Raw genomic sequence first — 23955 nt, forward strand, 5'->3', positions numbered from 1 at the left:
CCCGGGGGCTAGACCGAGATCGCCTTCCGGTGCGGGCCCTCGGGGCCGAGCTCGTACCGCAGCCGGGCGCAGTCGTCGAGCAGCGCGCCGTACACGCTCCAGGTCCGCTCGCCGCCGCGCGCCCGCAGCTCCCGCTCGGCGACCCGCTGGCGGTACGCCGCCTGCTCCAGCGCCTCGCGCAGCCGCGCCAGGTCCTTGCGCCCGTGCCGGATCTGCATCCGGCCGAACGCGGCCAGGGCGCGGCTCAGCGCGGTCAGCAGGTCGGCGAAGGACGGCGGCAGCGGATGCTGGTCGGGCCGGGGCAGCCCGCGCTCGCCCACGGCCATGTCGTTGAGCGCCCTGGCGATGCCGCGGACCTGCTGGGTGACGTGGTCCAGCCCGGCCGCGGCGGCGCTGATCCGCGGCAGCCGCCGGGCCAGCCGCCGCCGCGCGGGCGTGAGCTTCAGCGACTCCTCGGCCTCCTCGGCGCTCTCCCGCGCCTCGGTCAGCGTCAGGGTCAGGTCCCTGGCGCGGTCCAGCCAGCCCCGCGAATCCGCGTGGTCCCAGGTGTCGCGCACGCCGCCGGCCATGTCGTCCAGCAGCACGGCCAGTTCCTCGGCCGCGTCCGCCAGGTCCGCCGCCGCCCGCTCCACGTGCCGGGGCGGCCAGAACAGGATGTTCACCACCAGGCCCACGGCCGCGCCCAGCACGACGTCGAGGAACCTGGCCAGGCCGTACCCGCTGCCCATCGTCAGCACGAGCAGGGCGGTCACCGGGAGCTGCACGTTCTGGGCGGGCAGCCGCACCAGCCGGCTCACCACCAGCCCCAGGAAGACCAGCACGGCCATCGCGGCGAACCCGTTCCCGATCAGCGCCACCAGCGCGAACGCCGCCCCGAACCCCAGCACCGCCGCGCCCACCTGCTGGAGCGCGCGCACGGCCGTGCCGTACGCCGTCGCGGCGGTGGTCATCAGCACGCCCACGGGCGCGAGGATGGGCATCTTCACGTGGAAGACGTACTGCGCCAGCCCCCACGCGATCAGGCATCCGGCCGTGGCGCGCAGCGCGGTCGGCGCCGCGCCGCGCTCCCGCGCCACCCACTTCCACACCCCGTGCGCCCGCACGCGCCGCAGCAGCGCCACCGCCGGATGACGCCCCCGTCCGGCCCCCCTCACGGCCATCGCCATGACCGCCCCCTACCCACAGGCCCGCGAGTACCCCCGGCCGTACGGCCCGCGGGCGCGAGCCGTACGGCCGGGGCCGGGGCCGGCGGGCGGGCCGGGGTCCGGCGGGCGGATGAGGGGACGGCGGGAGGGTCAGGGCCCGGCGGGAGGTCAGGGGACGGGCCGGGCGGCGGGCTCGGGGGCGGCGGCGCCCGCCTTCTGCGGGGCGGTGGCCAGGATCGAGCCGCCCAGGATGAGCACGAACGAGGCCACGATCCCCGGCGTGAGCGGCTCGGACAGGAAGATCACCCCGGCGGCGACGGCCACGGCCGGGTTGACGTAGGTGAAGACGAGCGCCCGCGACGCGCCCACCTCGCGGATGAGCGCGAAGAACACGATGAACGCCAGCGCCGTGCAGACCAGCGCCAGCCCGGCCAGCGCCGCGAGCACCGGCGCCGAGGGCATGGAGTCCGGCCAGGTGGCGACCGCCGGGCCGGCGTAGACGAGCGCGGCGCCGCCCAGGCACACCGCGGTCATGGGCAGGCTGTCCACGTCCTTGAGGTGCCGGGCCGCGATCAGCGGGGCCGTCGCGTAGCAGACGGCGGTCAGCAGCACCTCGACGATCGCCCACGGGTTGCCGCCGCGCAGCTCCGGCCCGGCCAGCAGCGCGACGCCGCCCAGGCCCACGGCCAGCCCGATCCACCGCTTGACGCTGAGCCGCTCGGTCCCGCCGCTGATCCGCTCCAGGATCACGGCGACCACCGGCGAGGCCGCGATCAGCAGGCCCGCCATCGAGCTGCTGACGTGCCGCTCGGCGTCCGACAGCAGCCACCACGACACGATGATCTCCAGCGTCGCGAACGCCGCCAGCGCCGGCCAGTGCCGCCGGACGCCCCTCATGCGCCCGCCGCGCAGCGCCAGCGGCAGCAGCACGGCCGCGCCGATCGCGGTCCGCGCGAACACCAGCACCGGCACGGAGACCTCCGCCACCGCCACCTTGATCATCAGATAGGGGACGCCCCAGATCACGCTCATCAGAGCGAACAGCACCCACCCGCGCTTGCTCACGGTCTTCCGCCTTCGACTGGCCCGGCCTCGGTACACGGAGAACCTAGGGGGCGGAGGCGGCCGGGCATAAGGGCCACTCTCCCGGATTTCGGCGGCCCAAGCGGACCCCCGCCGTACGGCGCGCCGCCCCCGCCGCGCGTCCGGCGTTCGCGTGTTCCCTGCCTCCCGGGGCCCGCCCGCGCCGCCGTACGGCTCCCGCGCGCGGGAGCCGTACGGCCGGGACGGTCAGGCGCGCAGGTCGGCCAGGACCTCCTCGGCGGCGCGCTGCCCCTCGGTGGCTCCGCCGTTCATGAAGCCCTGGTAGTCGTAGGAGGTGTGCTCGCCCCCGATGTGCACGTTGCCCTGGCGCGTGCCCTCGTACCCCGCGTAACGGTGCAGGTAGGCGACGGGCCAGTAGGAGTACGCCCCCAGGGCGTACGGGTTCTCGTGCCAGGCGGAGAGCTGGGCGCGGCCGTTCCACTTGGCCTTCGTGCCGGGGAAGACGCGGTCGACACCGGTCAGCATGGAGTCCGCGAGCGCGCGCACGTAGGGGTCGGACTCGGTGGGGAACGCGGTCGCCGGGCGCAGCCGCCGGGCCGCGTCGCCCCCGGCGTACTGGATCAGGACGCCGGTCGCCCCGGCCTGGCCGCGGGTGGTCTCCCAGACCTGCTGGAACGGCAGGTCGGTGAAGCAGTCGCCGGAGGCCACGCCGGGCCAGGGGCCCTCGCCGAGCCAGGTGCGGGCGGTGAACTGCATGTTGAGCTTGGTGCAGTACCCCATGCGGGCGTCGCGCAGCAGGTTCGTCATGCGCGGGTCGAACCCGGCCCGCGACAGGTCGAGGCCCTGCAGGATCGGCAGCGGCACGGTCAGGATCGTGTGGTCGGCGGTGACCGCGCGGGTCGTCCCGCCCTCGTCGAAGGTGAGCGTCTGCGTCCCGTCGGCGTTGGCGCGTACGGCCACCAGGCGGTGGCCCATCCGCACCGAACCGGCGGGGAGCGCGGCGGCCATGGCCTGGGTGAGCCGGTCGTTGCCGCCCTCGACGCGGTAGCGCTCGTCCGACAGGCCCCACACGTTGAAGTGGCCCGGGTTCGGCTGGTAGCCCATGAGCAGGATCAGCGCGAGCGAGGATTGCAGCTCGGTCTCCGCGCCGTACTCCACGACGTACGCCACGTCGATGAAGCGGCCGAGCGGGGAGGACATGCCGCCGGGGACGCGGGTCTCGATCCACTCCCGGATGGACATCCGGTCCAGCGCGATCCCCTCCGGTGTGGCGTCGTCCCACATGACCTCGCCGGCGGCCTGGAGGTCGGCGCGCAGGCGGTGGTAGACGGGCTTGAAGTCCTCGTCGGCCTGGGCGCGCGGGTAGTACTCCCCGTTGAAGTGCAGGGTCTCCTCGGCGTGTGGCGGGACGGCCCCGGCGAAGTCGAGCGTCCGCAGCCCGAAGCGGCGGCACAGCTCCAGCATCTTCTTGTGCTCGACGTCGATCAGCTCCCCGCCGATCTCGGAGGTCTGGCCGTTCGCCCAGTGCGTGCGCTGGGTGTGGATGCGGCCGCCCAGCCGCGACGGGTTCGCCTCGTACAGGGTGAACGCCGCACCGGCGTCCTTCAGCGTGAGCGCGGCGGTCAGGCCGGCGATGCCGCCGCCCACGACCGCGATCCGGGCCGGCCTCGGCGGCCTGCCGGCCTCGTCGGCGGCGCGGGCGGGCGCGGGGGACAGCCCGGCCAGGCCCGAGGCGGCGATCCCCGCCGCGGCGGCGCGCCGCAGCAGTTCACGCCGCCCCAGCCCGGGCTCCGCGGCGGCCGCGCGCATCCCGCGCAGTTCGGCGACGGGGACGCGCAGCCGTTCGGCGGCCGCGTGGTCGGCGGTCAGGGCCTTGAGGATCCGCATGGGGGACGTGCGTGCCATGGCTCTCCCTCGGACGGGGTGGGGTGGCCGTCAGCCTCTCCCCGCCGCATCCGCGCGGCAAGTGACACGAACGCAGGAATCCGCCCCTCCGGCTGACACACTGACCGCCGGGGGCCCCGGGGCCGCTCAGCGCCGCATCTGGCCGCCCTTGAGCGCCTGGACCTGCTGGAACTTGTCGGCCATGTCACGCAGGTCGGATTCGTCGCAGCGGTCGCGGAGGCGCGGGAACTCCTCCTTCTCCTCGTGGGTCGCGTGCGCGTCCACCGCCTGGTGCAGCTTCTCGAACAGCTCGCCGAAGCCGTCGGCGTCCGGCCCCATGCTCTTGAGCTGGGCGAGGACCTTCTTGGCCTGGTTCTCCTCCTCGATCCGGGCGTCCGCGACCTCGCTCGCGATGCGCTTGGTCATCGGGTGCACCACCTGCTCCTCGGCGTCCTCGTGGACCTCCAGGAGCTGCGCGAGCTGCTTGAACTTGGACGCCCGCTCGTTCCCCGAGGCGCTCGCGACCTCCTGGAAGAGCGACCGGATCAGGTTGTGCTGCTGGAGGATGACGTCGATGACATCGCCTTGCTGCTTGACCTTGCCCATGGTTCCCCCTCGTGTGTCACGGACATCGGCGTAGGCCCCACTACCCCCGCCCGGGCGTTTTGCCCACTTCTGTCGAGGTAGGCGGGAGGGGACGGCAGAGGCGACGGCAGAGGTCACGATCAGGGGGAAGACATGAGGTTCTTCGCGCGTGCGCATCAGATGCCGGCGAGGATCGCCACCGGGCTGTTCATCCTGAACTCCGGGATGGAGAAGGCCGAGGCGGGCGAAGAGACCGCCCAGGGGGTGCACGGCATGGCCGCCGGGGCGTATCCGCAGCTCAAGAGCCTGGACCCGGTGCGGTTCACCAGCCTGGTGGCCAAGGCGGAGATCGGCCTGGGCGCCGCCCTGCTGGCGCCGTTCGTGCCCTCGCTGCTCGCGGGCACGGCTCTCGCGGGGTTCGCCGCCGGGCTGCTCGGCGTGTACCTGCGCACGCCCGGGCTGCGCCACGAGGGCAGCCTGCGCCCGACGCAGCAGGGGATCGGCATCGCCAAGGACGTCTGGCTGCTGGGCATCGGCGTGGGCCTGATGGCGGAGGAGGCGCTCCACCGCCGCCGCTGAGATCCCGCGCCCGCCGGGCGAACCTTTCGGGGGCGGCGGGGATCTAAGCGCTCGACGACCACGTCCCGACACGGAGAAGAGCGCGAATGCCCCCCACGCCGTCCCCGCAGGATCCCGCCCGCGTCGGGGAGTACTGGCTGGCCGGACGCCTGGGCGCGGGCGGGCAGGGGGTGGTCTACGAGGCGTACGACCGCGACGGCGGCCGGGTCGCGGTCAAGCTGCTGCACGCCTCCGTCGCCGCCGACCCCGAGATCCTGCGCCGGTTCGCCCGCGAGGCGGTCGCCGCCCAGCGGGTGGCCTCCTTCTGCACCGCCCGCGTGCTCGCCGCCGAGGTGTCGGGCCCCCGGCCGTACCTCGTCAGCGAGTACGTCGAGGGGCCGAGCCTGCGCGCGGCGGTGGAGCGGGGCCGCCGGTTCGGCGGCGACGACCTGGTCCGCCTCGCGACCGCGATCGCCACGGCGCTGACGGCGATCCACGAGGCGGGCGTGGTCCACCGCGACCTCAAGCCCGACAACGTCCTGCTCGGCCCGGACGGCCCCCGCGTGATCGACTTCGGGATCGCGCGGACGGAGGACATGTCCCTCACCTCGACCGGGCTCGTCGCGGGCACCCCGCTCTACATGGCCCCGGAGATCTTCACCGGGGAGCGCGCCACCCCGGCCGCCGACGTGTTCGCCTGGGGCGCGGTCCTGCTGTACGCCGCGACCGGCGAGGACCCCTTCGCCGCCGGGAGCCTGGGCGCGATCATGCACCGCGTTCTCAGCGCCGACCTCGACCTCACCCCTCTCCCGCCCGCGCTGCGCCCCCTGGCCGCGGCCGCCCTCGCGCGCACCCCCGGGGCCCGTCCCTCCGCGCGGGACCTCCTCCTGTCCCTCGTCACCCCCCGCCCCCGCGACCAGGCCGATCCGGTACGGCTGCCGCCCGGCGCGCCCGCCGTACGGCACGAGCCGGCGCGGGACCTCCGGAACGGGGACGCCCTGGGCCGGGACGCGCCGGACGGGGACCTGCTGGCGCGGGGGCGCGAGGCGGCGGGCGGGCTGGCGCGAGAGGGGGATCCGGACCCCGATCTCGGGGCGCGGGCGGAGGAGGTCTACGCCCGGCTGGACGGGCCCGGGCGGGACGCGGCGCCCGGCGTGCTGCTGCGGCTGGTCACCCTGGACGACGCGGGCTTCGAGAGCCCCCGCCCCGCCCTGCGGGAGGACCTGGCGGCGACCGGCCCCGGGGCCGAGCGCGTGGTCGGGGCGTTCGGGGAGGCGGGGCTGCTGCGCGGCGAGGAGGAGTACGTCCTGCTCACGCGCCCGGCGCTGGTGCGCGCCTGGCCCCGGCTGCGCGGGTGGCTGGACGAGGACCGGGGCGGGCTGCGGCTGCACGCGGCGCTCGCCGCCGGGGCGCGGGCGTGGCGCGAGCGCGGGCGCAAGGACGCCGACCTGCTGCACGGCGGCCGCCTGGACGACGCCCTGGCCTGGGCCGCGACGGGCCGCCGCCACCTCACCCTGAACCCGGGCGAGCGCGAGTTCCTCGACGCGAGCGCCGCGCTCACCCGCCGCCGGCGCCGCCGCCGCGCCCTGCTGACCCTGGCGCTGGCGGTGCTGCTGGTGCTGTCGCTGGCCGGGGGCGGCCTGGCGGCGTACCAGAGCAGCCGCGTGGCCGAGCAGCGCGACCTGGCGGCGGGGCGGGAACTGGCCCACGTCGCCGGCACCCTCCGGGCCACGGACCCGGTGCGCGCGATGCTGCTCAACGTCGCCGCCTGGACGCTGGCCCCCGGCCCGGACACCCGGTCCGGCCTGATGGCGGCGCTGTACCAGCCCGAGGCCGCCGCCTTCCAGGCCCCGCGCGCCGCCGGGCCGGTGCGCCGGGTGCTCAGCGGGGACGGGCGGCGGCTGGTGAGCGTGAGCGCGGACGGCGTGAGCGTCCACGACGTGGCGACGGGGAGGCGGGCCGGTGGCTGGGCGGACGCGCGGGTGAAGGACGCGGACCTCCAGGACGTCTCGCTGAGCCGGGACGGCCGCCGCCTGGCGATCGTCGCCGACCGGACCGTCCGCGTCTGGGACACCCGCACCGGGCGGCCGCTGCGGGAACACCGCCTCGCGCCCCAGGCGCCGCAGGTGGGCGCGGACTTCGGCGGCGGCGACCGGCTGCTCGCGCTCACCGAGGGCCAGGGCCTGCTGCTGTGGGACACGGCCACGGGCGGCACGCGCGGCCGGGGCCTGGACTGGCAGTCCGGCCGCACGGCGATCCACGGCGACCTCGTGGCGGTGGCCGGGCTGGAGGCCAGGCTCGCGGTGTACCGCTCCGGGGCGCCCGACCCGCGCTTCCGCGGGGCCTGCCCGGGGGAGGTCCGGGCGGTCGCGATCAGCCCCGACGGGCGCACCCTGGCGTGCGGGGGCGCGCGGATCCGCCTCATCGACACCGCCACCGGCCGCCCCCTCCCGGCCTCCGGCGGGACGGGCTCCGGGGAGACCGGCTCCGGGGAGACCGGCTCCGGGGAGGCGCGGGCGGAGTGGCCGTGGCGGATTTCGGGCGGGGAACGCCTCAACCTGCAGAACACGCCCGAGCTGCGCTTCAGCGCGGACGGGCGGCTGCTGGCCGGGTTCGGCGACCGCAACGTCAAGGTGTGGCGGGTCGCCGACCGCCGCCTCCTGCTCGACTACACCGCCCCCGGCCTGCTGGCCGACGCCCGCCCGGACCCCGGCGGGCGCTTCGTCCGCGTCCTCATGGACGACACCGTGCTCACCCTCGACCTGGCCGCGCACCCCGCCTCGCGCCCTCTGCCCGAGGGCGCGGAGGCCACGGCGTTCGCCCCCGGCGGCGGCCTGCTCGCCCTCCAGGCCGCCGACCTGACGGGCGCGGTCCGCCTCTGGGACGTGCGGCGCGGCGCGGAGGTCGAGCTGCCGGGGGCGGTCTCGTCCGAGTCCGCCCTGCGGCCCGCCTTTGACCGCGCGGGCCGGGTCTTCGCCGCCGCCGACGCGCGGCACGTCAGCGTGTGGGACACGCGCGGCCCCCGATCGCTCCGCCGCTTCCCGGTGCCCCCCGGGAGCCGGGCCCAGAGCGTGGCCCTGAGCCCCGACGGCCGCAGGCTCGCCGTCGTCCTCGGCTCGGAGGGGGACCGGCCGGAAGCCGTCCTGCGGCTCTGGGACCTGTCCACCGGCCGCGCGACGAAGCTCCCCGTCACGGCGGAGCACGGCGGCGTCGTCTTCACCCCCGACGGCGGCGCGCTCGCCTCCACCGGGGGCGGCCGGGCCCGCCTCCTGGACCTGGCCACCGGCCGCCCCTCCGGTCCCGGCTACGGCGGCGAATCCCAGGACCACGTGGAACTGGCCTTCAGCGCCCAGGGCCTGATGGCCGTCGCGGACTCCTCGGGCCGGATCGCGCTGTGGGACAGGCGCGGCCCCGAGCCGCTGCCCCCGGCCATGCACGGCGTCGCCGAGGCCATCGAGCAGGTCGCCTTCAGCCCCGGCGGCGACCTGCTGGCCACCGGCGGTGACTCAGGCACGGTCCAGCTCTGGGACGTGCGGACCCGCCGCCTCCTCGGCACCCCGTGGCACCACGGAACCGGCATCGGCGCCCTCGCGTTCACCCCCGACGGCTCGGCCCTCCTGGCGGCCGCCGACCCGGGCCTGTCGGGCGAGCCGGGCCGCGTCATCACTCACCCCGTGGCCCCCGGCGAGGTGGTCCGCCTGCTCTGCGCCCGCGCGGGCCGTACCCTCACCGACGCCGAGTGGTCCCGCCACCTGGCCGGCACCCCCCGCCCCGCCCTCTGCCCGGCCCCCTGACGGGACTTCCGCGCCGTGCGTCCCGGATGAGTTCGCGGGAGGTCCCGCGCCGCGATCCCCGCCGAGGCACGGCTTCCGCGGCGCGGGGTGGGCGGGCGGGAGCCGTACGGTGACGGAGGGTGTGCATGGAGTCGCCGGGCCCGGGTACATCCCGGGCATCATGGGCATCGGGGGGAACACGTTCACCGTCGGCGTACTCGGATCGTACGGCGGGCTCAACGTGGGGGACGAGGCGATCCTCTCCTGTGTGCTGGACTGCGTGCGGCACCGCACTCCCGAGGCGAAGGTGGTGGTGTTCAGCCGGAACCCCGAGCACACGCGGGTGAGCCACTCGGTGTCGGCCGTCGTGCCGTGGCAGGGCGTGAGCCGCGACCGCACGCTGGCCGAGGTGCGGGAGCTGGACCTGCTGATGCTGGGCGGCGGCGGGGTGCTGTTCGACCAGGACGCCCGCCTCTACGCGCGGGTGGTGCGGACGGCGCAGGACAGCGGGGTGCCGACCTTCGCGTACGCCATCGGGGTGGGCCCGCTCTCCGAGCCCGAGGACCGGAACGCCGCCCGGGAGGCCGTCGAGGAGATGACGGACGTCGTCGTACGCGACGAGGAGTCCAAGCTGGTCCTGGAGGACGTCGGGGTGAACCGGCCGGTCACGGTCACGGCCGATCCGGCGCTGCTGCTGAAGGCGCAGCCGTTCACCACCGAGATGCTCGCGCGCGAGGGCGTGGTCAAGAGCGGGCCGCTCGTGGGCCTGTCGGTGCGCGAGCCGGGCAGGGCCGCCCAGAACCTCGACGAGGACAGCTACCACAGCCTGATCGCCGAGATGGCCGACTTCCTGGTCAACCGGCTGGACGCGAACCTGCTGTTCGTGCCCATGGAGCGCGACGACATCCGGCATTCGCACGCGGTGATGTCGCACATGTCCTCGCCCGAGCGGGGGCGGGTGCTCAACGAGCGGTACAGCCCCGGGCAGATCCTCGGGCTGATGCGCCACCTGGACATGGTCGTCGGCATGCGGCTGCACTTCCTGATCTTCGCGACGCTGACCGGCGTGCCGCTGCTGCCCCTGCCGTACGCCGGGAAGGTCTTCGACTTCGCCCGCGCGGTCGGGGCGCCGACGCTGACCGGCGTGGCCCGGCAGGAGGTCGGGCCGCTGCTCGCCGAGGCCGACCGGCTCTGGGACGAGCGGCCCGAGCGGTCGCGCATGCTGCTGGCCCAGGCCGAGGAGCTGAAGCGGCGCGCCCACGAGACCTGCGAGCGGTACGCCGCGCTGGCGCGGCGCATCGCCTCCGGCGGAGGCCACGATGCCGGCGCTGAACGCCCCTGACGACCCCCGGACCGTCGAGCTCCCCGCCCGCGCGGCCACCGTCGCCGGGACCACGCAGGTGCTGGTCGTCGGCGGGGGACCGGCCGGGCTCGGGGCGGCCCTCGGCGCGGCGCAGACCGGCGCCGAGGTGATCCTCGCCGAGCGGTACGGCTTCTTCGGCGGCAACGCCACGGCCGCCCTGGTCATGCCGCTCATGTCCTTCCACAACGAGCGGAAGCAGGCCGCCGACCCGGACGTGTTCCGGCTGCTCCCCTCCGACCACGGCGAGGGCGACCCGCTGGTGGGCGGCGTCCTGTGGCGGCTGCTGGACCGGCTCGCGTCGTACGGCGGGGCGATCCTGCCGTCGGTGGAGACCGGCTACACCGTGCCGTTCGACCCCGAGCTGTTCAAGCTGGCCGCCTACGACCTGCTGGACGAGGCCGGGGTCACCGTGCTCCTGCACGCCTTCTGCTCCGGCGTGCTGGGCGAGCGCGCGGCGGTGTTCGAGACCAAGTCCGGGCCGATCGTCGTCGAGGCCGAGGTGATCGTGGACTGCACCGGGGACGGCGACGTCGCGGCGGCGGCCGGCGCGGAGTACGAGATCGGGCGGCCCGAGGACGGGCTCGTCCAGCCGATGACCCTCATGTTCCGCATGGCCGACTTCGACCGGGCCGGCTTCACGCGGTACGTCGAGGACCACCCAGGCCAGTGGCGCGGCGTGCACGGCCTGTGGGACCTGATCCGGGAGGCCACCGAGGCCGGGGAGCTGGACCTGCCGCGCGAGGACGTCCTCTTCTTCGCCACGCCGCACCCGGGCGAGGTCAGCGTCAACAGCACCCGCGTGACCCGCGTCCTCGGCACCAGCGTCTACGACCTCACCCGCGCCGAGCTCCTGGCCCACCGGCAGATGGACCAGATCGTCCGGTTCCTCCGCTCCCGCGTGCCGGGGTTCGAGCTGGCGTACGCCGTGCAGAGCGGGGTCCAGGTCGGCGTGCGCGAGACCCGCCGCGTCCTCGGCGACCACGAGCTGACCGGCGACGACATCCTGCTCGCCCGCCCGTTCGACGACGTGATCGCGCGCGGGGCGTACCCCATCGACATCCACAACCCGGCGGGGACCGGCACCCTCCTGCGCCGCGTCCCGACCGGCTCGGCGTACGACATCCCGCTGCGCTGCCTGCTGCCGCGCGGGGTGGACCACCTCCTCGTCGCGGGGCGCTGCATCTCGGGCAGCCATGTCGCCCTCTCCTCCTACCGCGTCATGCCCATCGCCATGGCGACCGGCCACGCCGCCGGGGTCTGCGCCGCGCTGGCCGCCCGCGCCGGCCGCCCGCCGCGCGGCGTCCCCGCCGCCGAGGTCCAGCGCCACCTCCTCGCCCAGGGCGCCATCCTCCGCCCCGGCCTCCCGGACCTCCCCGGCGCCCCCGCCCCCACTCCCTGAACCGCCCCGCGCCCGAGGGGGCGGGCGATGCCGTACCGCTATCGGGGGGTGGGGCCGGGGCGGGAACGGGCGTACGGTCCGGACATGGAGGACAACGTCGAAATCAGGCCGTTCCGCATCGAGATCCCGCAGGCGGACGTGGACGAGCTGCGGGAACGCGTCGCGCGCACGCGATGGCCGTACGAACCGCCCGAACAGGGCTGGGGGAGGGGCATCCCCTCGGCCTACCTGCGCGGTCTCGCCGACCGCTGGCTCACCGTCTTCGACTGGCGAGCGCAGGAGGCGCGGCTGAACGAGATGCCGCAGTTCGTCACCGGCATCGACGGGCAGCGCGTCCACTTCGCGCACGTGCGCTCGCCGGAGCCCGGCGCGCTGCCGCTGCTGATCACCCACGGGTACCCGGGGTCGTTCGCCGAGTTCCGCGACATCGCGGGGCCGCTGTCCGACCCGCGCTCGCACGGGGGCGACCCGGCCGACGCGTTCCACGTGGTCGCGCCGTCGATCCCCGGCTTCGCGTTCTCCACGCCCGTGCGCGAGGCGGGCTGGGACGTGGCGCGCACCTCGCGGGCGTTCGCCGAGCTGATGCGCCGCCTCGGATACGACCGGTACGGCGCGCAGGGCGGCGACGTCGGCTCGGCGGTGTCCGGGACCCTCGGCGCGATCGACGCCGGGCACGTCGTGGGCATCCACCTCAACAGCGACCTGCTCGGCGCGGCGTGGCTGGCGGGGGACCCGGTGCCGGTGGACATGGGCACGCTGACCGAGGAGGAGCGCGGGCGACTCGACGCGCTCAAGGCGGTGACCGCCGAGGGCAAGGGGTACCTGCAGATCCAGACCACCCGGCCGCAGGCGGTCGCGTTCGCCCTGACCGACTCTCCCGTCGGCCAGCTCGCCTGGATCGCCGAGAAGTTCAAGGAGTGGACGGACCCCGCCGCGGAGCTGCCCGAGGACGCGGTGGACGTCGACCTGCTCCTGGCGATCGTCAGCCTCTACTGGTTCACCCGCTCCGGCGCGTCGGCCGCCCACTTCCTCTACGAGACCGCGCACACCCGCGACTGGGGCTCCCCGGCGGTCGTGCCGCAGGGCTGGGCCATGTTCGGGGGCCGCGACGAGATCATCCGCAAGCTGTACGACCCCAAGCACGAGCTCGCCCACTGGACCGAGTACGACCGCGGCGGCCACTTCGCCGCCATGGAGGCCCCCGACCTGCTGGTCGAGGACGTGCGGACCTTCTTCCGCCCCCTCCGCTGAGACCGCCGCCGTTCCGCGCGCGACCGGAGCCCGCCGGCAGGGGCGGCCCGGCCGGGCGGCGTCTGACGGGCGGGGCCTGATGGAGCGGCGCCTGATGGGCGGCGCCTGGTGGAGCGGCGCCTGGTGGAGCGGCGCCTGACGGGCGGGGCCTGACGGGCGGGGCCTGACGGGGCGGATGCGGGGGGCGGGGGCGGCGTTCCCGGCGGGGAGGGGAACGTGAGCGGGACTCGCCGTGCCGTGGTGACAACGACCTCACCGAACCTCCCTCGCGTTGTCATCGTCATCCCGGGGGAGAGAGCATGGACAGGCGATCGGCGGCGCCTACGCCCGGGAGGTGTGCCGGTGAGACGCGATGTGGTCGAACTGTGGTCGCCCTCCATCGGGGCGGCGGGGGCGCTCGTCGCGTACGGTCACTGGGGCCGCCCGGTGCTCGCCTTCCCCGCCGGGCAGGGGCGGGCGTGGGACTTCGAGGACAACGGGCTCGTCGGCGCCGTCTCGTGGCTGATCGACGCGGGCCGCCTCAAGCTGTACTGCGTGGACGGCCCGGAGGCCGCGTCCTGGCCGAAGACGCCCGAGGACGAGCCGTACGCCGGCTGGCTCCTCGACCAGGTCGTCCCCTGGATCCACAACGACTGCGCCGGCCCCCTGGAGATCGTCGCCCTCGGCTGCGCCGCCGGGGCCCCGCTCGCCGCCGCCCGCGCCCTGGCCAGGCCGGACCTGTTCCCGCAGGCCATCTGCCTGTCCGGCGTCTACGACCCGGTGCCCGACCTGGGCTCCCGCAACGGCCCCAGCCTCGACTGGCTGCGCCGCCGCGTCCACCTCCTCCTGCTCTGCGCCCCCCAGGAGCCCGCCTCCTCCCGGAGCACCGTCCACTTCGCCGAGCTCCTCGCCCGCGCCGCCATCCCCCACACCCTGGAGATCTGGCCCCACGACACCCGCCCCGCCTGGCCCACCTGGCGCGCCCAGCTCGCCCACCACCTCCCCCGCTTCTGCTGACCCCTGCCGGGAAACGGCCGCGCGCCGCCGTACGGCCTGGGCTGTCAGTCCGGGTTGACACGCGGGGTGGGTGTCAGCTTAGGCTGACGACATGGAGGCAGGGGAGGGGCGGTCGGTGGTGGACCTGGCCGCGGAGGCGGGGGGCGAGGATCCCGCCACGGGGCTGGCCGCGGTGGCCGCGCTGCGGCGGCTGCTGGAGGAACTGGAGGCCGTGCACGTCGAGGCGGCGCGGCGGCGCGGATGGTCGTGGGAGGCCATCGCGGCCGCGCTGGGAGTGAAACGGCAGTCCGCGCACAAGAAGCACGCCCGCCGGATCGCGGCGGGGGATCGGAGGGGAACGTGAGCATGTTCGCGAGGTTCACCGACGCGGCGCGGGAGACCGTGGCGCACGCCGCCCGTCTCGCCGCCGGGGCCCGCCCGCCGGCGCCCCGCCTCACCACGGGGCACCTGCTGCTGGCGCTCGCCGAGACCCGCGACGAGACGGTCCCGGCGAGCCTGGCCCTCGACCCCGCGGCCCTCCGCCGCCGCCTCGGCGCCGGCCCGGGGGACCGCGACCTGCTCGCGACCCTGGGCATCGACCTGGACGAGGTGCGCCGCCGCGCGGGGGCCTCCGCCTCCCTCTGGCGGATGACCCGCTCCCCGTTCCGCCCCCTGCGCGTCGAGGTCGCGGGCCCCGGCGTCCTCGTCCCGCTGGCGGGCGGCGCCCGCAAGGTCATCGAGGTCGCCCAGCACCACGCCCGCCGCCGCGGTGCCCTCGTGGAGCAGTCAGACCTCCTCCGCGGCCTCCTGGCCGACGCCCGCGACGAGTCCCTGACCCACCTGCGAGCCGAAGGCGTCAACCCCGCCCGGCTCTGGCGCCACCTCAACGACCCCCACGCCGCCTAGCGCCCGGCCGACGCCCTGCCCGAAGCCGCCCGCCCCTCCGCTCCCCGCGGGTCGCCGGGATTCCGCCGCCCGTTCCCGGGTGAGTACGGCGGCCGCCGGGGTAGGCGGGGGGCGTGGACACTTGGGAGACGATCGTCTCGCGGCGGGACGTGCGGGAGTTCTCGGGGCGCGAGATCGGCGACGAGGACCTGGACCGGATCCTGGAGGCGGGGCGCCGGGCGCCCTCCTCGATGAACTGGCAGCCCTGGGACTTCGTGGTCGTGACCGGGCGCGAGGAACTCACACGGCTGAGCGCCACCGGGGCGTACATGAAGCACGTGCCGGGGGCGGCGGCCGCGATCGTGCTGGTGGCGCCGGTCGCGCGGGACGACATGCACCGGGACTGGGCGCAGTTCGACCTCGGGCAGGCGGCGATGAGCATGGAACTGGCCGCCGCCGCGCTGGGGATCGGCTCCGGGCACGCCTCGATCACCGATCAGGGCGGGGCGCGCGAGCTGCTCGGGCTGCCCGCCGACCGGTTCGCGCCGTACCTGCTCGTGCTGGGGTACCCGAAGGACCGGCCGCTCGCGCCGATCCGGCGGCCGGACCGGCGCCCCTTCGCGGAGGTCGTGCACCGCGGCCGCTGGTGATCGTCCTCCTTGCTACCGTCTTCGCGTGCCGAACGCGAGTGAAGACGGGAATGGGGGGCTCATGGGCGATCCGCTGGCCACGCTCGGCCGGAACCTGGAGTGGTGCGAGCGCGGGACGGCCTTCTTCGAGGGGTGCCTGAGAGCGCTCCCCGACGCCGCCCTCGACGCGCCGTCCCTGCTCCCCGGCTGGTCGCGCCGTCACGTCGCCGCGCACGTCGCCTTCAACGCGCGGGCCCTCGGCCGGCTGCTGCACTGGGCGCGCACCGGCGAGGAGACCCCGATGTACCCGCCGGGCGACGCCCGCGACCGTGAGATCGAGGAGGGGGCCCGCCTCGGCGCCCCCGCCCTGCGCCGCCTGGTCGCGGAGACCGCCGGGGACCTGGCGGCCGCCGTACGCGACCTGCCGGAGGCGGCCTGGGCGAACGGGGTCAGGACGCGCACCGGGATCCCGGTCCCGGCCGCCGCCGTGCCCTGGATGCGCACCCGCGAGGTCTGGATCCACGCGGTGGACCTGGGCGGCGGGGCGACCTTCGCCGACCTCCCGCCGGACCTGCTGGACGCCCTGATCGACGACGTGATCTCCGGCTGGGGGAACCCGCCCGCGCTGGTCGTCGCCCCGTCCGACCGGCCGTGGGACCGCCGCACCGGGCCCGCGGGCGCCGCCCCCGTCACCGTCACCGGCACCGCCGCCGCCCTGGCCGCCGCGCTCACCGGACGCGACATCTCGGGCGTCGCGAGCCCGGACGGGCCCGTGCCCACCCTTCCCGGCTGGCTGTAATCCTGAAGCCGGGGCGAACCCGGAGGCGCGCGGGGGAATCTAAGAGGGCACGACCCAACCGCCACGGGGGAGACCATGAAGATCAGCCGCCTCAGGGCCGCAGCGGCGATCGCGGTGCTGCCGCTCGCCGCGTACGGCTCCGCGGCGCCCGGCCCGACCGCCCCGGAGAGGCCGGCCGCCGCGCGAGCCGTACCACCCCAGTCCGTCCCGGCCAGGGCGGCGCCCGCGGGCCAGGGGGCGGGGACGGCGATGCCGCCCGCCCTTCCGGCCACCGGGGCCGGGCCCGCCGCCTTCGGCTACCTGTGCGCGAACCCGCGGGACGAGGACGGCATGCCCACGGGGACGTGCGCCCGCTGGCGGCTGGCGGCCAAGAACGGGCGGATCTTCCACGTGCCCGACGCGCTGGCCTGGGAGGAGGACGGTGAGGGCGCGGGCTCTCCCGGCGCGCTCGCGATCAGCCCCGACGGCGCGCGGATCGCCTACCAGCGGGCCGGCGACGACCGGCTCGTGGTCCGGGACCTGACCACGGGCCGGATCCTGCCCATCGCCTACCCCCTGCCCCGGGACGCGATCGGCACCCCCGTCGAGCTGGCGTTCGTGCGCGACGGCCGCCACCTGGCGATCACCCCGGACACGGCCGGGGTGCCCGGCCGCGCCTGGCTGGCCGACGTCGAGAGCGGGGCCGTACGGCGCATGCCCGCCGACGGGAGGCTCCTCGACCTCGACCCCGCCACGGGCCGCGTCACCCTGCTGAGCGGCGAGCCCGGCTTCGGCGGCGGCGGGAGGTTCGTCACCGCCGACGGCGGCCGGAAGACCACCGCGCCGATTCCCGCGAAGGCCGGCGACCACCTGATCTGGGGAGAGTTCGCCGCGCGCGACGGCCGCGCCGCCAACCTCGTCCCCAAGGAGCCCCCGGCCTGCGGGCCCGACATGACCCCGGTCTGGCTCACCACGTTCGACACCCGCACCGGGGCCATGACCAAGGTCCGGCCCGGCCTTCCCGCGGACGTCAACCACGCCGTCCCCCTCGACTGGCTCGACCGGGACGAGATCGTCGTCGCCGCCGCCCGCGAGCGGCCGGGCGAGACCCCGGACTCGCCGCTGGGCGCGTACGTCTACGCCCTGGACGTCACCACCGGCCAGGCCACCCTGATGGCCAAGCTCACCACCCCGGAGACCGTCTACCTCGACGAACTCTCCGTCGGCGGCTACGCGGCCACCCGCGCCACCGTGGCGGCGGACGCGATCGCCGCGCCCAAGCCACGCGGCTGCGAGGACTGACCCCGCCCCGTCCCCCCGCACGGCCCGCCCCCGCCGCCCGCACGGGGAACGGCCCCGGCGCCGGCCGCACGGGCTCTCGGGTCCCGGCGCCGGCGGTGCGGGCTCGCGCGGGCCGCCGGCGCCGGCCGTACGGCACGGCGGTCCGGTGGGGTCCCGGCCCCGCCCGCCCGAGCACGGGCGAGGGCGGGGCCCCACCGGGCCTCCCACCGTGCTTCCCACCGGGCCTCCCACCGTGCTTCCCACCGGGCCTCCCGCCGTGCTTCCCGCCGTGCTTCCCGCAGGACGGTACGGCGAGCGCCGCCGGGCGGCCCGGCCGTGGCGGGTCAGGACAGCGCGGACGCGGAGGGGACGACGACGCCGTAGAGGTCGGCGATCGTGGCGAGGGCGCTGTCGTGGAGCTGCCGCGCGGACACCTCGGCGACCGCGCTCGCCAGCGGCCGCGTCGCGCACGCGTCGGCGACGACGGTGGGCTGGTTGCCGCGCAGGAACGCGCCCTCGGTCGTGAAGGTCACGCACATGTGGGTCATGAACCCGGCGATGATCACGTTCTTGTGCCCGGCGGCGTCCACGTGCTCGCCGAGGTCGGTGTCGATGAACCCGTTCGGCTTGGTCTTGACGACGACGGCCTCGCCCTCGACGGGGGCCACGCTCGGGTGGATCTGCCCGATCTCGGCCCTGATGTCGTACGGCGTGCCCTCGCCGCCGTCGTTGATGACGTGGATGACCGTCGCGCCGGCGGCGCGGGCCTTCGCGAGCAGCTCGGCCGCCGCGCCGAGGGCCTCCTCCCAGCCGGTCAGCTCCATCACGCCGCGGGTGTAGGTGTTCTGGTAGTCGACCAGGATCAGCGTGGAGTCGGCCAGGGAGGCCGGAGTCTGATCGAAACCGTTGAGTTCACGCAGAGTGGTCGCAGCCATGGGTCTTTCCTTCGTGTCGCACGATCCGGCCACCGTTCCGGTGACCCTCTGCCACGCTAGGCGCACGCCCTATATGTCGGCAATGTCGCGTAACATGCAGATTCCGACATGCGGTGTCCGGGTCCGCTGTCCCGTCCGCCGCCGGCCTATCGAACGGAGCCCCCGTTGGGAGTGATCGAACGCCGCGTCGTCGTCGTCCTCTTCGACCGCGTGGACCTGCTGGACGTCACCGGGCCGCCCGAGGTGTTCTCGCTGCTCCAGCGGGAGATGGACGAGCCGACGGGCTACCAGGTCGTCCTGGCGGCCGAGACCATGGACCCGGTCACCACCTCCGCCGGGGTGCGCGTCCTGCCCGACGCGACCTTCGAAGAGGTCGCCGCGCGGAGCATCGACACGCTCGTGGTGCCCGGCGCGGTCGAGACCGACGCGCACGGCCGGGTGCGCGCGGTCTGCGACCCGGCGGTGGTCGGCTGGGTGCGGACGCTGGCGGGGAAGACGCGGCGGGTCGCCTCGGTGTGCGTGGGGGCGCACATCCTCGCGGACGCCGGGCTGCTGGAGGGACGGCGGGCCACCACCCACTGGTCCACCGCGCAGCAGCTCGCCGCCGACCACCCCTCGATCGAGGTCGACGCCGACCCGATCTTCATCCGGGACGGCGACGTGTGGACCGGCGCCGGGCTCACCGCCTGCCTGGACCTGTCGCTCGCCCTCGTCGCCGACGACTTCGGCGAGGCCCTGGCGCTGCGCGTCGCCCGGCAGCTCGTCATGTTCCTGAAGCGGCCGAGCGGTCAGAGCCAGTTCAGCGTCTCCCTGGAGCCCATCTCGACCACGCGGCGCATCGACGACCTCCGCCACCACATCGCGCGCAACCTCGCGGCCCCCCTCACCGTCCCCGCCCTGGCCGAATACGCCCACGTGAGCGAACGCCAGCTCACCCGCGTCTTCAAGAGCGAGCTCGGCATGACCCCCGCCGCCTACATCGAGTCCGCCCGCGTGGAGGCGGCCCGCAACCGCCTGGAGACCACCGACGACACCCTCGACCGCATCGCCTCCACCTGCGGCTTCAACACCACGGACACGCTGACCCGGGCCTTCCGCCGCCAGCTCAACACGACCCCGATGGAATACCGCAGGCGCTTCCGCCTGACCTGACCCGGCGGGACCCGCCCCGCTCCCGGGCTCCCGCCGGACCAGGCCGGGCGGGGCCCGGGACCGGGCGCGGGATCGTCAGCGCTTCCTGCCGCGCTTCTGGTCGCCGTCCCCGAGGAGGCCGGCGCGGCGGAGGGCGTCGGCCATGGCGCCGCCGGCCTGCTCCGCGGCCCGGCCGCGGTCGCCGCCGCGGTCGGCACGGCCCCCGGAACCGGCGCGGCCGGCCCCGCCCTGGCCCCCGCCGCGGCCCGAGCCGCCCCGGCCGCCCGGCTGGCCGCCGCGCCCGCCGGACTGGCCGCGGCCGCCGCCCTGGGCGCGGTCGCGGGGACGGGACTCCTGGTCGTCGTCGAGGCGCATCGTCAGGGAGATGCGCTTGCGCGGGATGTCCACCTCCTGGACCTTCACGCGGACCACGTCACCGGGCTTGGCGACGTCCCGGGGGTCGCTCACGAAGTCGTACGACATCGCCGAGACGTGGACGAGGCCGTCCTGGTGCACGCCCACGTCCACGAACGCCCCGAAGGCCGCGACGTTGGTGACGACCCCCTCGAGGATCATGCCCGGCTTCAGGTCGGAGAGCTTGTCCACGCCCTCCTTGAAGGTCGCGGTCTTGAACGCCGGCCGCGGGTCCCGCCCGGGCTTCTCCAGCTCGCGCAGGATGTCGGTGACCGTCGGGACGCCGAACCGGTCGTCGGCGAAGTCCTGCGGCCGCAGCGCGCGCAGCACCGTGCCGTTGCCGATCAGCGACTTGATGTCGGTGCCGGCCGAGTCCAGGATGCGGCGGACCACGGGGTACGCCTCGGGGTGCACCGCCGACGCGTCGAGCGGGTCGTCGCCGTCGGGGATGCGCAGGAAGCCCGCGCACTGCTCGAACGCCTTCGGGCCCAGCCGCGGCACCTCCTTCAGCGCCTTGCGGGACCGGAACGGGCCGTGCGTGTCCCGGTGGAGCACGATGTTCTCCGCCAGACCCGAGCCGATGCCCGACACCCGCGTGAGCAGCGGCGCGGACGCGGTGTTGACGTCCACGCCGACCGCGTTCACCGCGTCCTCGACCACGGCGTCCAGCGAGCGCGACAGCTTGAACTCCGACAGGTCGTGCTGGTACTGCCCCACGCCGATCGACTTCGGGTCGATCTTGACCAGCTCGGCCAGCGGGTCCTGGAGCCGCCGGGCGATCGACACCGCGCCGCGCAGCGACACGTCCAGGTCGGGGAGCTCCTGCGAGGCGTACGGCGACGCGGAGTAGACCGACGCCCCGGCCTCGGAGACCACGATCTTCGTGAGCCCCAGCTCGGGGTGGCGCTTGATCAGGTCGGCGGCGAGCTTGTCGGTCTCGCGGGAGGCCGTGCCGTTGCCGATCGCGACCAGCTCGACCGAATGGGCCTTCGCCAGCTTCGCGAGGACGTCGATCGACTCGTCCCAGCGCTGCTGCGGCACGTGCGGGTAGATCGCCGTGGTGGCGACCACCTTGCCGGTCGGGTCCACGACGGCCACCTTCACGCCCGTGCGGTAGCCGGGGTCCAGGCCCATCGTCGCCCGGGTCCCGGCGGGGGCGGCGAGCAGCAGGTCCTTGAGGTTGGCCGCGAACACGCGCACGGCCTCGTCCTCGGCCTCCTGCCACAGCCGCATCCGCAGGTCGAGCCCGAGGTGCACCAGGACGCGCGTGCGCCAGGCCCACCGCACGGTGTCGGCCAGCCAGCGGTCCGCCGGGCGGCCCCGGTCGGCCACGCCGAACCGCGCCGCGATCGCCCGCTCGTAGGAGCTGGGCCCCTCCTCCTCGTCCCCGGCGTCGGGAGCGAAGGTCAGGCTCAGCACCTCCTCCTTCTCGCCGCGGAACATGGCGAGGATGCGGTGCGAGGGCAGCTTGCCGTACGGCTCGGCGAAGTCGAAGTAGTCGCTGAACTTGGCGCCCTCCTCCTCCTTGCCCTCGCGCACGGCCGACACCAGCCGCCCGCGCGCCCACATGCGCTCGCGCAGCTCCCCGATCAGGTCGGCGTCCTCGGCGAACCGCTCCACCAGGATCGCCCGCGCCCCCTCCAGCGCCGCGCCCGCGTCGGCCACGCCCTTGTCGTCGTCGACGTAGGCCAGCGCCGACTCGTAGGGGTCGTTCGAGGGGTCGGAGATCAGCAGGTCGGCCAGCGGCTCCAGCCCGGCCTCCCGCGCGATCTGCGCCTTCGTGCGCCGCTTGGGCTTGAACGGCAGGTAGATGTCCTCCAGCCGGGCCTTGGTGTCGGCGGCCAGGATGCGCGCCTCCAGCTCGGCGTCGAGCCTGCCCTGCGACCGGATCGAGTCCAGGATCGCCCCCCGGCGCTCCTCCATCTCCCGGAGGTAGCGCAGCCGCTCCTCCAGCGTGCGGAGCTGCGCGTCGTCGAGCGCCCCGGTCGCCTCCTTCCGGTATCGCGCGATGAACGGCACGGTGGCCCCGCCGTCGAGCAACTCGACCGCCGCGGCGACCTGCCGCTCCCGGACCCCCAGCTCCTCGGCGATCCGCCGAGGAATCCCCGCCCCGGGCTCGGGCTGCGTCGATATGGACGTCGTCACGATTTGATCCGCCTTCTCCCTGACATTGAGCAACGCCAATTCTGACAGCCCCGGACCCCCTCCCGCCGCCCCAAGCCGGTACGGCCCGGAGGCCCGGCGGCCCGGCGCACGGCCGCGCACGCCCGCCGTACGCGCAGCCGTACGCGCCGCCCGCGCCGTGGTGACGACCCGGGGAACGCGCCGGGGCGCGGCGCCGGGCCCTCGTCCGCGCCGCGCTCCGGCCGGATCGTCGCCGTCCCTCACCGGCGCGCCCGGCCGGCCGTGATCCGGCGGGCCCCGACCGGGCGGGCGCGCGCGGCTGGGGGATCCCGCCGACATCCGGGCGCGGGAAAGTGTGTGGGGCGGCCATATGGGGCGGGGGCGGGGGACGCGCCTACGGTGTGGCGGCATGAGCACTGTTCCCCCGACCCCGGCTCAGAGCGTCCCCACCCGTGCGACGATCGGCCGGATCGTCGCGGCCAGCCTGGTCGGCACCACCATCGAGTGGTACGACTTCTTCCTGTACGGCTCGGCCGCCGCCCTCGTCTTCAACACGCTCTTCTTCCCCACCTCCGACCCGCTGACCGGCACCCTCCTGGCCTTCCTGACGTACGCCGTCGGGTTCGGCGCGCGGCCGATCGGCGGGCTGGTGTTCGGGCACTTCGGCGACCGGATCGGCCGCAAGCGCCTGCTCGTCCTGAGCCTGCTGCTGATGGGCGGCGCGACCGTCCTGATCGGCGTCCTGCCCACCTACGAGTCCATCGGCGTCGCCGCGCCGCTGCTGCTCACCGCGCTCCGCCTGGTCCAGGGCTTCGCGCTCGGCGGCGAGTGGGGCGGCGCGGTGCTCCTCGTGTCCGAGCACGGCGACCCGCGCCGCCGCGGCTTCTGGGCGTCCTGGCCCCAGGCGGGCGCGCCCGGCGGGAACCTGCTGGCCACGGCCGTGCTGGCGATCCTGGCCGCCGTCCAGCCGGAGGAGGCGTTCCAGGCCTGGGGCTGGCGCGTGCCGTTCCTGCTCTCCGGCGTGCTCGTGCTGATCGGCCTGTGGATCCGCCTGGCGATCAGCGAGTCCCCGGTGTTCGAGGCCGCGAGGGCGCGCGCCGAGGCCGGCGCGGAGGCCGCCCCGATCGTCGGCGCGCTGCGCGACCACTGGCGCGACGTGCTGATCGCGATGGGCGCGCGCTTCGCCGAGAACGTCTCCTACTACGTGCTCACCGCGTTCGTCCTGGTGTACGCCACGGCGGAGGCCGGGCTGCCGAAGGGCACCGTGCTGAACGCCGTGCTGATCGGCTCGGTCGTGCACTTCGCCACGATCCCGCTGTGGGGCGCGCTGTCGGACCGGATCGGCCGCCGGCCCGTCTACCTGCTCGGCGCGGCCGGCGTGGGCCTGTGGGCGTTCGCGTTCTTCGCCCTCATCGACACCAGGTCGTTCGCGCTGGTCACGCTGGCGGTGACCGTCGGCCTGGTGCTGCACGGCGCGATGTACGGCCCGCAGGCCGCGTTCATCTCCGAGCTGTTCTCCACCCGCGTCCGCTACACCGGCGCGTCGATGGGCTCGCAGATCGCCTCCATCGTGGCCGGCGGGCTCGCGCCGCTGATCGCCACCGCGCTCCTGCGGGCGTACGGCTCGGCGCTGCCGATCGCGCTGTACGTCGCGGCGACCGCGCTGGTCACCATCGTGGCGGTGGCGATGGCGCGCGAGACTCGCGGGCGGGACCTGGCCGAGGTCGGGCCGGAGCGCGTCACGGTCTGATCACCCACACCTGTCGTACCTCTTCATGTGGGCGGACCACATGGAGGGCAC

The 23955-nt window shown here is 75.5% G+C and carries 19 protein-coding genes; 13 read left to right on the plus strand and 6 right to left on the minus strand.

Annotation, left to right across the window (positions count from 1 at the left end; all coding sequences use genetic code 11):
- Positions 1–8: 8 nt before the first annotated feature.
- The 4 genes from D5H75_RS28890 to D5H75_RS28905 all read right to left on the minus strand — a co-directional run bounded on the left by D5H75_RS28890 (position 9) and on the right by D5H75_RS28905 (position 4679).
- The gene (locus D5H75_RS28890) at positions 9–1166 is read right to left on the minus strand and encodes an FUSC family protein (RefSeq protein WP_119929713.1); all 1158 of its coding nucleotides are present in this window, start codon (positions 1164–1166) and stop codon (positions 9–11) included.
- A gap of 147 nt (positions 1167–1313) precedes the next feature.
- The gene (locus D5H75_RS28895; RefSeq protein WP_119929714.1) at positions 1314–2210 is read right to left on the minus strand and encodes a DMT family transporter; all 897 of its coding nucleotides are present in this window, start codon (positions 2208–2210) and stop codon (positions 1314–1316) included.
- A 225-nt stretch (positions 2211–2435) separates the two neighbouring features.
- Entirely contained in the window at positions 2436–4094 is a 1659-nt protein-coding gene (locus D5H75_RS28900; protein WP_119929715.1) for a flavin monoamine oxidase family protein, read from the minus strand.
- 126 nt (positions 4095–4220) lie between these two features.
- Positions 4221–4679, minus strand: a complete 459-nt coding sequence (locus D5H75_RS28905) for a hemerythrin domain-containing protein (protein ID WP_202638595.1) — start codon at positions 4677–4679, stop codon at positions 4221–4223.
- A gap of 132 nt (positions 4680–4811) precedes the next feature.
- Here D5H75_RS28905 and D5H75_RS28910 point away from each other — a divergent pair, with 132 nt between their 5' ends.
- The 11 genes from D5H75_RS28910 to D5H75_RS28960 all read left to right on the plus strand — a co-directional run bounded on the left by D5H75_RS28910 (position 4812) and on the right by D5H75_RS28960 (position 17571).
- Positions 4812–5237 carry a hypothetical protein gene (locus D5H75_RS28910; RefSeq protein ID WP_119929717.1) on the plus strand — a complete coding sequence of 142 codons (426 nt, stop codon included), beginning with the start codon at positions 4812–4814 and terminating at the stop codon, positions 5235–5237.
- Positions 5238–5323: 86 nt separating this feature from the next.
- Positions 5324–9010, plus strand: a complete 3687-nt coding sequence (locus tag D5H75_RS28915; protein WP_119929718.1) for a serine/threonine-protein kinase — start codon at positions 5324–5326, stop codon at positions 9008–9010.
- A gap of 109 nt (positions 9011–9119) precedes the next feature.
- Positions 9120–10331, plus strand: coding sequence for a polysaccharide pyruvyl transferase family protein (locus D5H75_RS28920; protein ID WP_242454581.1), 1212 nt, complete (start codon positions 9120–9122; stop codon positions 10329–10331).
- Positions 10309–11751, plus strand: a complete 1443-nt coding sequence (locus D5H75_RS28925) for an FAD-dependent oxidoreductase (RefSeq protein ID WP_119929719.1) — start codon at positions 10309–10311, stop codon at positions 11749–11751. The genes D5H75_RS28920 and D5H75_RS28925 overlap by 23 nt, the downstream gene beginning before the upstream one ends.
- A gap of 84 nt (positions 11752–11835) precedes the next feature.
- Positions 11836–13002: an epoxide hydrolase family protein gene (locus tag D5H75_RS28930; protein ID WP_119929720.1), complete on the plus strand. Its 1167-nt coding sequence runs from the start codon at positions 11836–11838 to the stop codon at positions 13000–13002.
- Positions 13003–13344: 342 nt separating this feature from the next.
- A complete protein-coding gene (locus tag D5H75_RS28935; RefSeq protein WP_119929721.1) occupies positions 13345–13998 on the plus strand; it encodes an esterase in 654 nt (217 codons plus the stop codon).
- A 91-nt stretch (positions 13999–14089) separates the two neighbouring features.
- The gene (locus D5H75_RS28940; RefSeq protein WP_119929722.1) at positions 14090–14341 is read left to right on the plus strand and encodes a helix-turn-helix domain-containing protein; all 252 of its coding nucleotides are present in this window, start codon (positions 14090–14092) and stop codon (positions 14339–14341) included.
- Entirely contained in the window at positions 14338–14883 is a 546-nt protein-coding gene (locus tag D5H75_RS28945) for a hypothetical protein (protein ID WP_147425301.1), read from the plus strand. The genes D5H75_RS28940 and D5H75_RS28945 overlap by 4 nt, the downstream gene beginning before the upstream one ends.
- 113 nt (positions 14884–14996) lie before the next feature.
- On the plus strand, positions 14997–15512 hold the full coding sequence (locus D5H75_RS28950; protein WP_119929724.1) for a nitroreductase family protein: 516 nt from the start codon (positions 14997–14999) through the stop codon (positions 15510–15512).
- 61 nt (positions 15513–15573) lie between these two features.
- A complete protein-coding gene (locus tag D5H75_RS28955; RefSeq protein ID WP_119929725.1) occupies positions 15574–16290 on the plus strand; it encodes a maleylpyruvate isomerase family mycothiol-dependent enzyme in 717 nt (238 codons plus the stop codon).
- A 75-nt stretch (positions 16291–16365) separates the two neighbouring features.
- The gene (locus tag D5H75_RS28960; protein WP_119929726.1) at positions 16366–17571 is read left to right on the plus strand and encodes a WD40 repeat domain-containing protein; all 1206 of its coding nucleotides are present in this window, start codon (positions 16366–16368) and stop codon (positions 17569–17571) included.
- A 323-nt stretch (positions 17572–17894) separates the two neighbouring features.
- On the opposite strand, the gene D5H75_RS28965 is transcribed toward D5H75_RS28960, so the two are convergent.
- Positions 17895–18485 carry an isochorismatase family protein gene (locus D5H75_RS28965; protein WP_119929727.1) on the minus strand — a complete coding sequence of 197 codons (591 nt, stop codon included), beginning with the start codon at positions 18483–18485 and terminating at the stop codon, positions 17895–17897.
- Positions 18486–18650: 165 nt separating this feature from the next.
- On the opposite strand from D5H75_RS28965, the gene D5H75_RS28970 reads away from it, so the two are divergent.
- A complete protein-coding gene (locus tag D5H75_RS28970; protein WP_119929728.1) occupies positions 18651–19637 on the plus strand; it encodes a GlxA family transcriptional regulator in 987 nt (328 codons plus the stop codon).
- A 75-nt stretch (positions 19638–19712) separates the two neighbouring features.
- Here the strand turns inward: D5H75_RS28970 and D5H75_RS28975 are convergent, their stop codons facing one another.
- Positions 19713–22175, minus strand: coding sequence for a Tex family protein (locus D5H75_RS28975; protein WP_242454582.1), 2463 nt, complete (start codon positions 22173–22175; stop codon positions 19713–19715).
- Positions 22176–22563: 388 nt separating this feature from the next.
- Between D5H75_RS28975 and D5H75_RS28980 the strand changes: the two genes are divergently transcribed.
- Entirely contained in the window at positions 22564–23904 is a 1341-nt protein-coding gene (locus D5H75_RS28980; protein ID WP_119929729.1) for an MFS transporter, read from the plus strand.
- Positions 23905–23955 lie beyond the last annotated feature (51 nt).

Source organism: Bailinhaonella thermotolerans (genome assembly GCF_003594875.1).
GTDB lineage: Bacteria > Actinomycetota > Actinomycetes > Streptosporangiales > Streptosporangiaceae > Bailinhaonella > Bailinhaonella thermotolerans.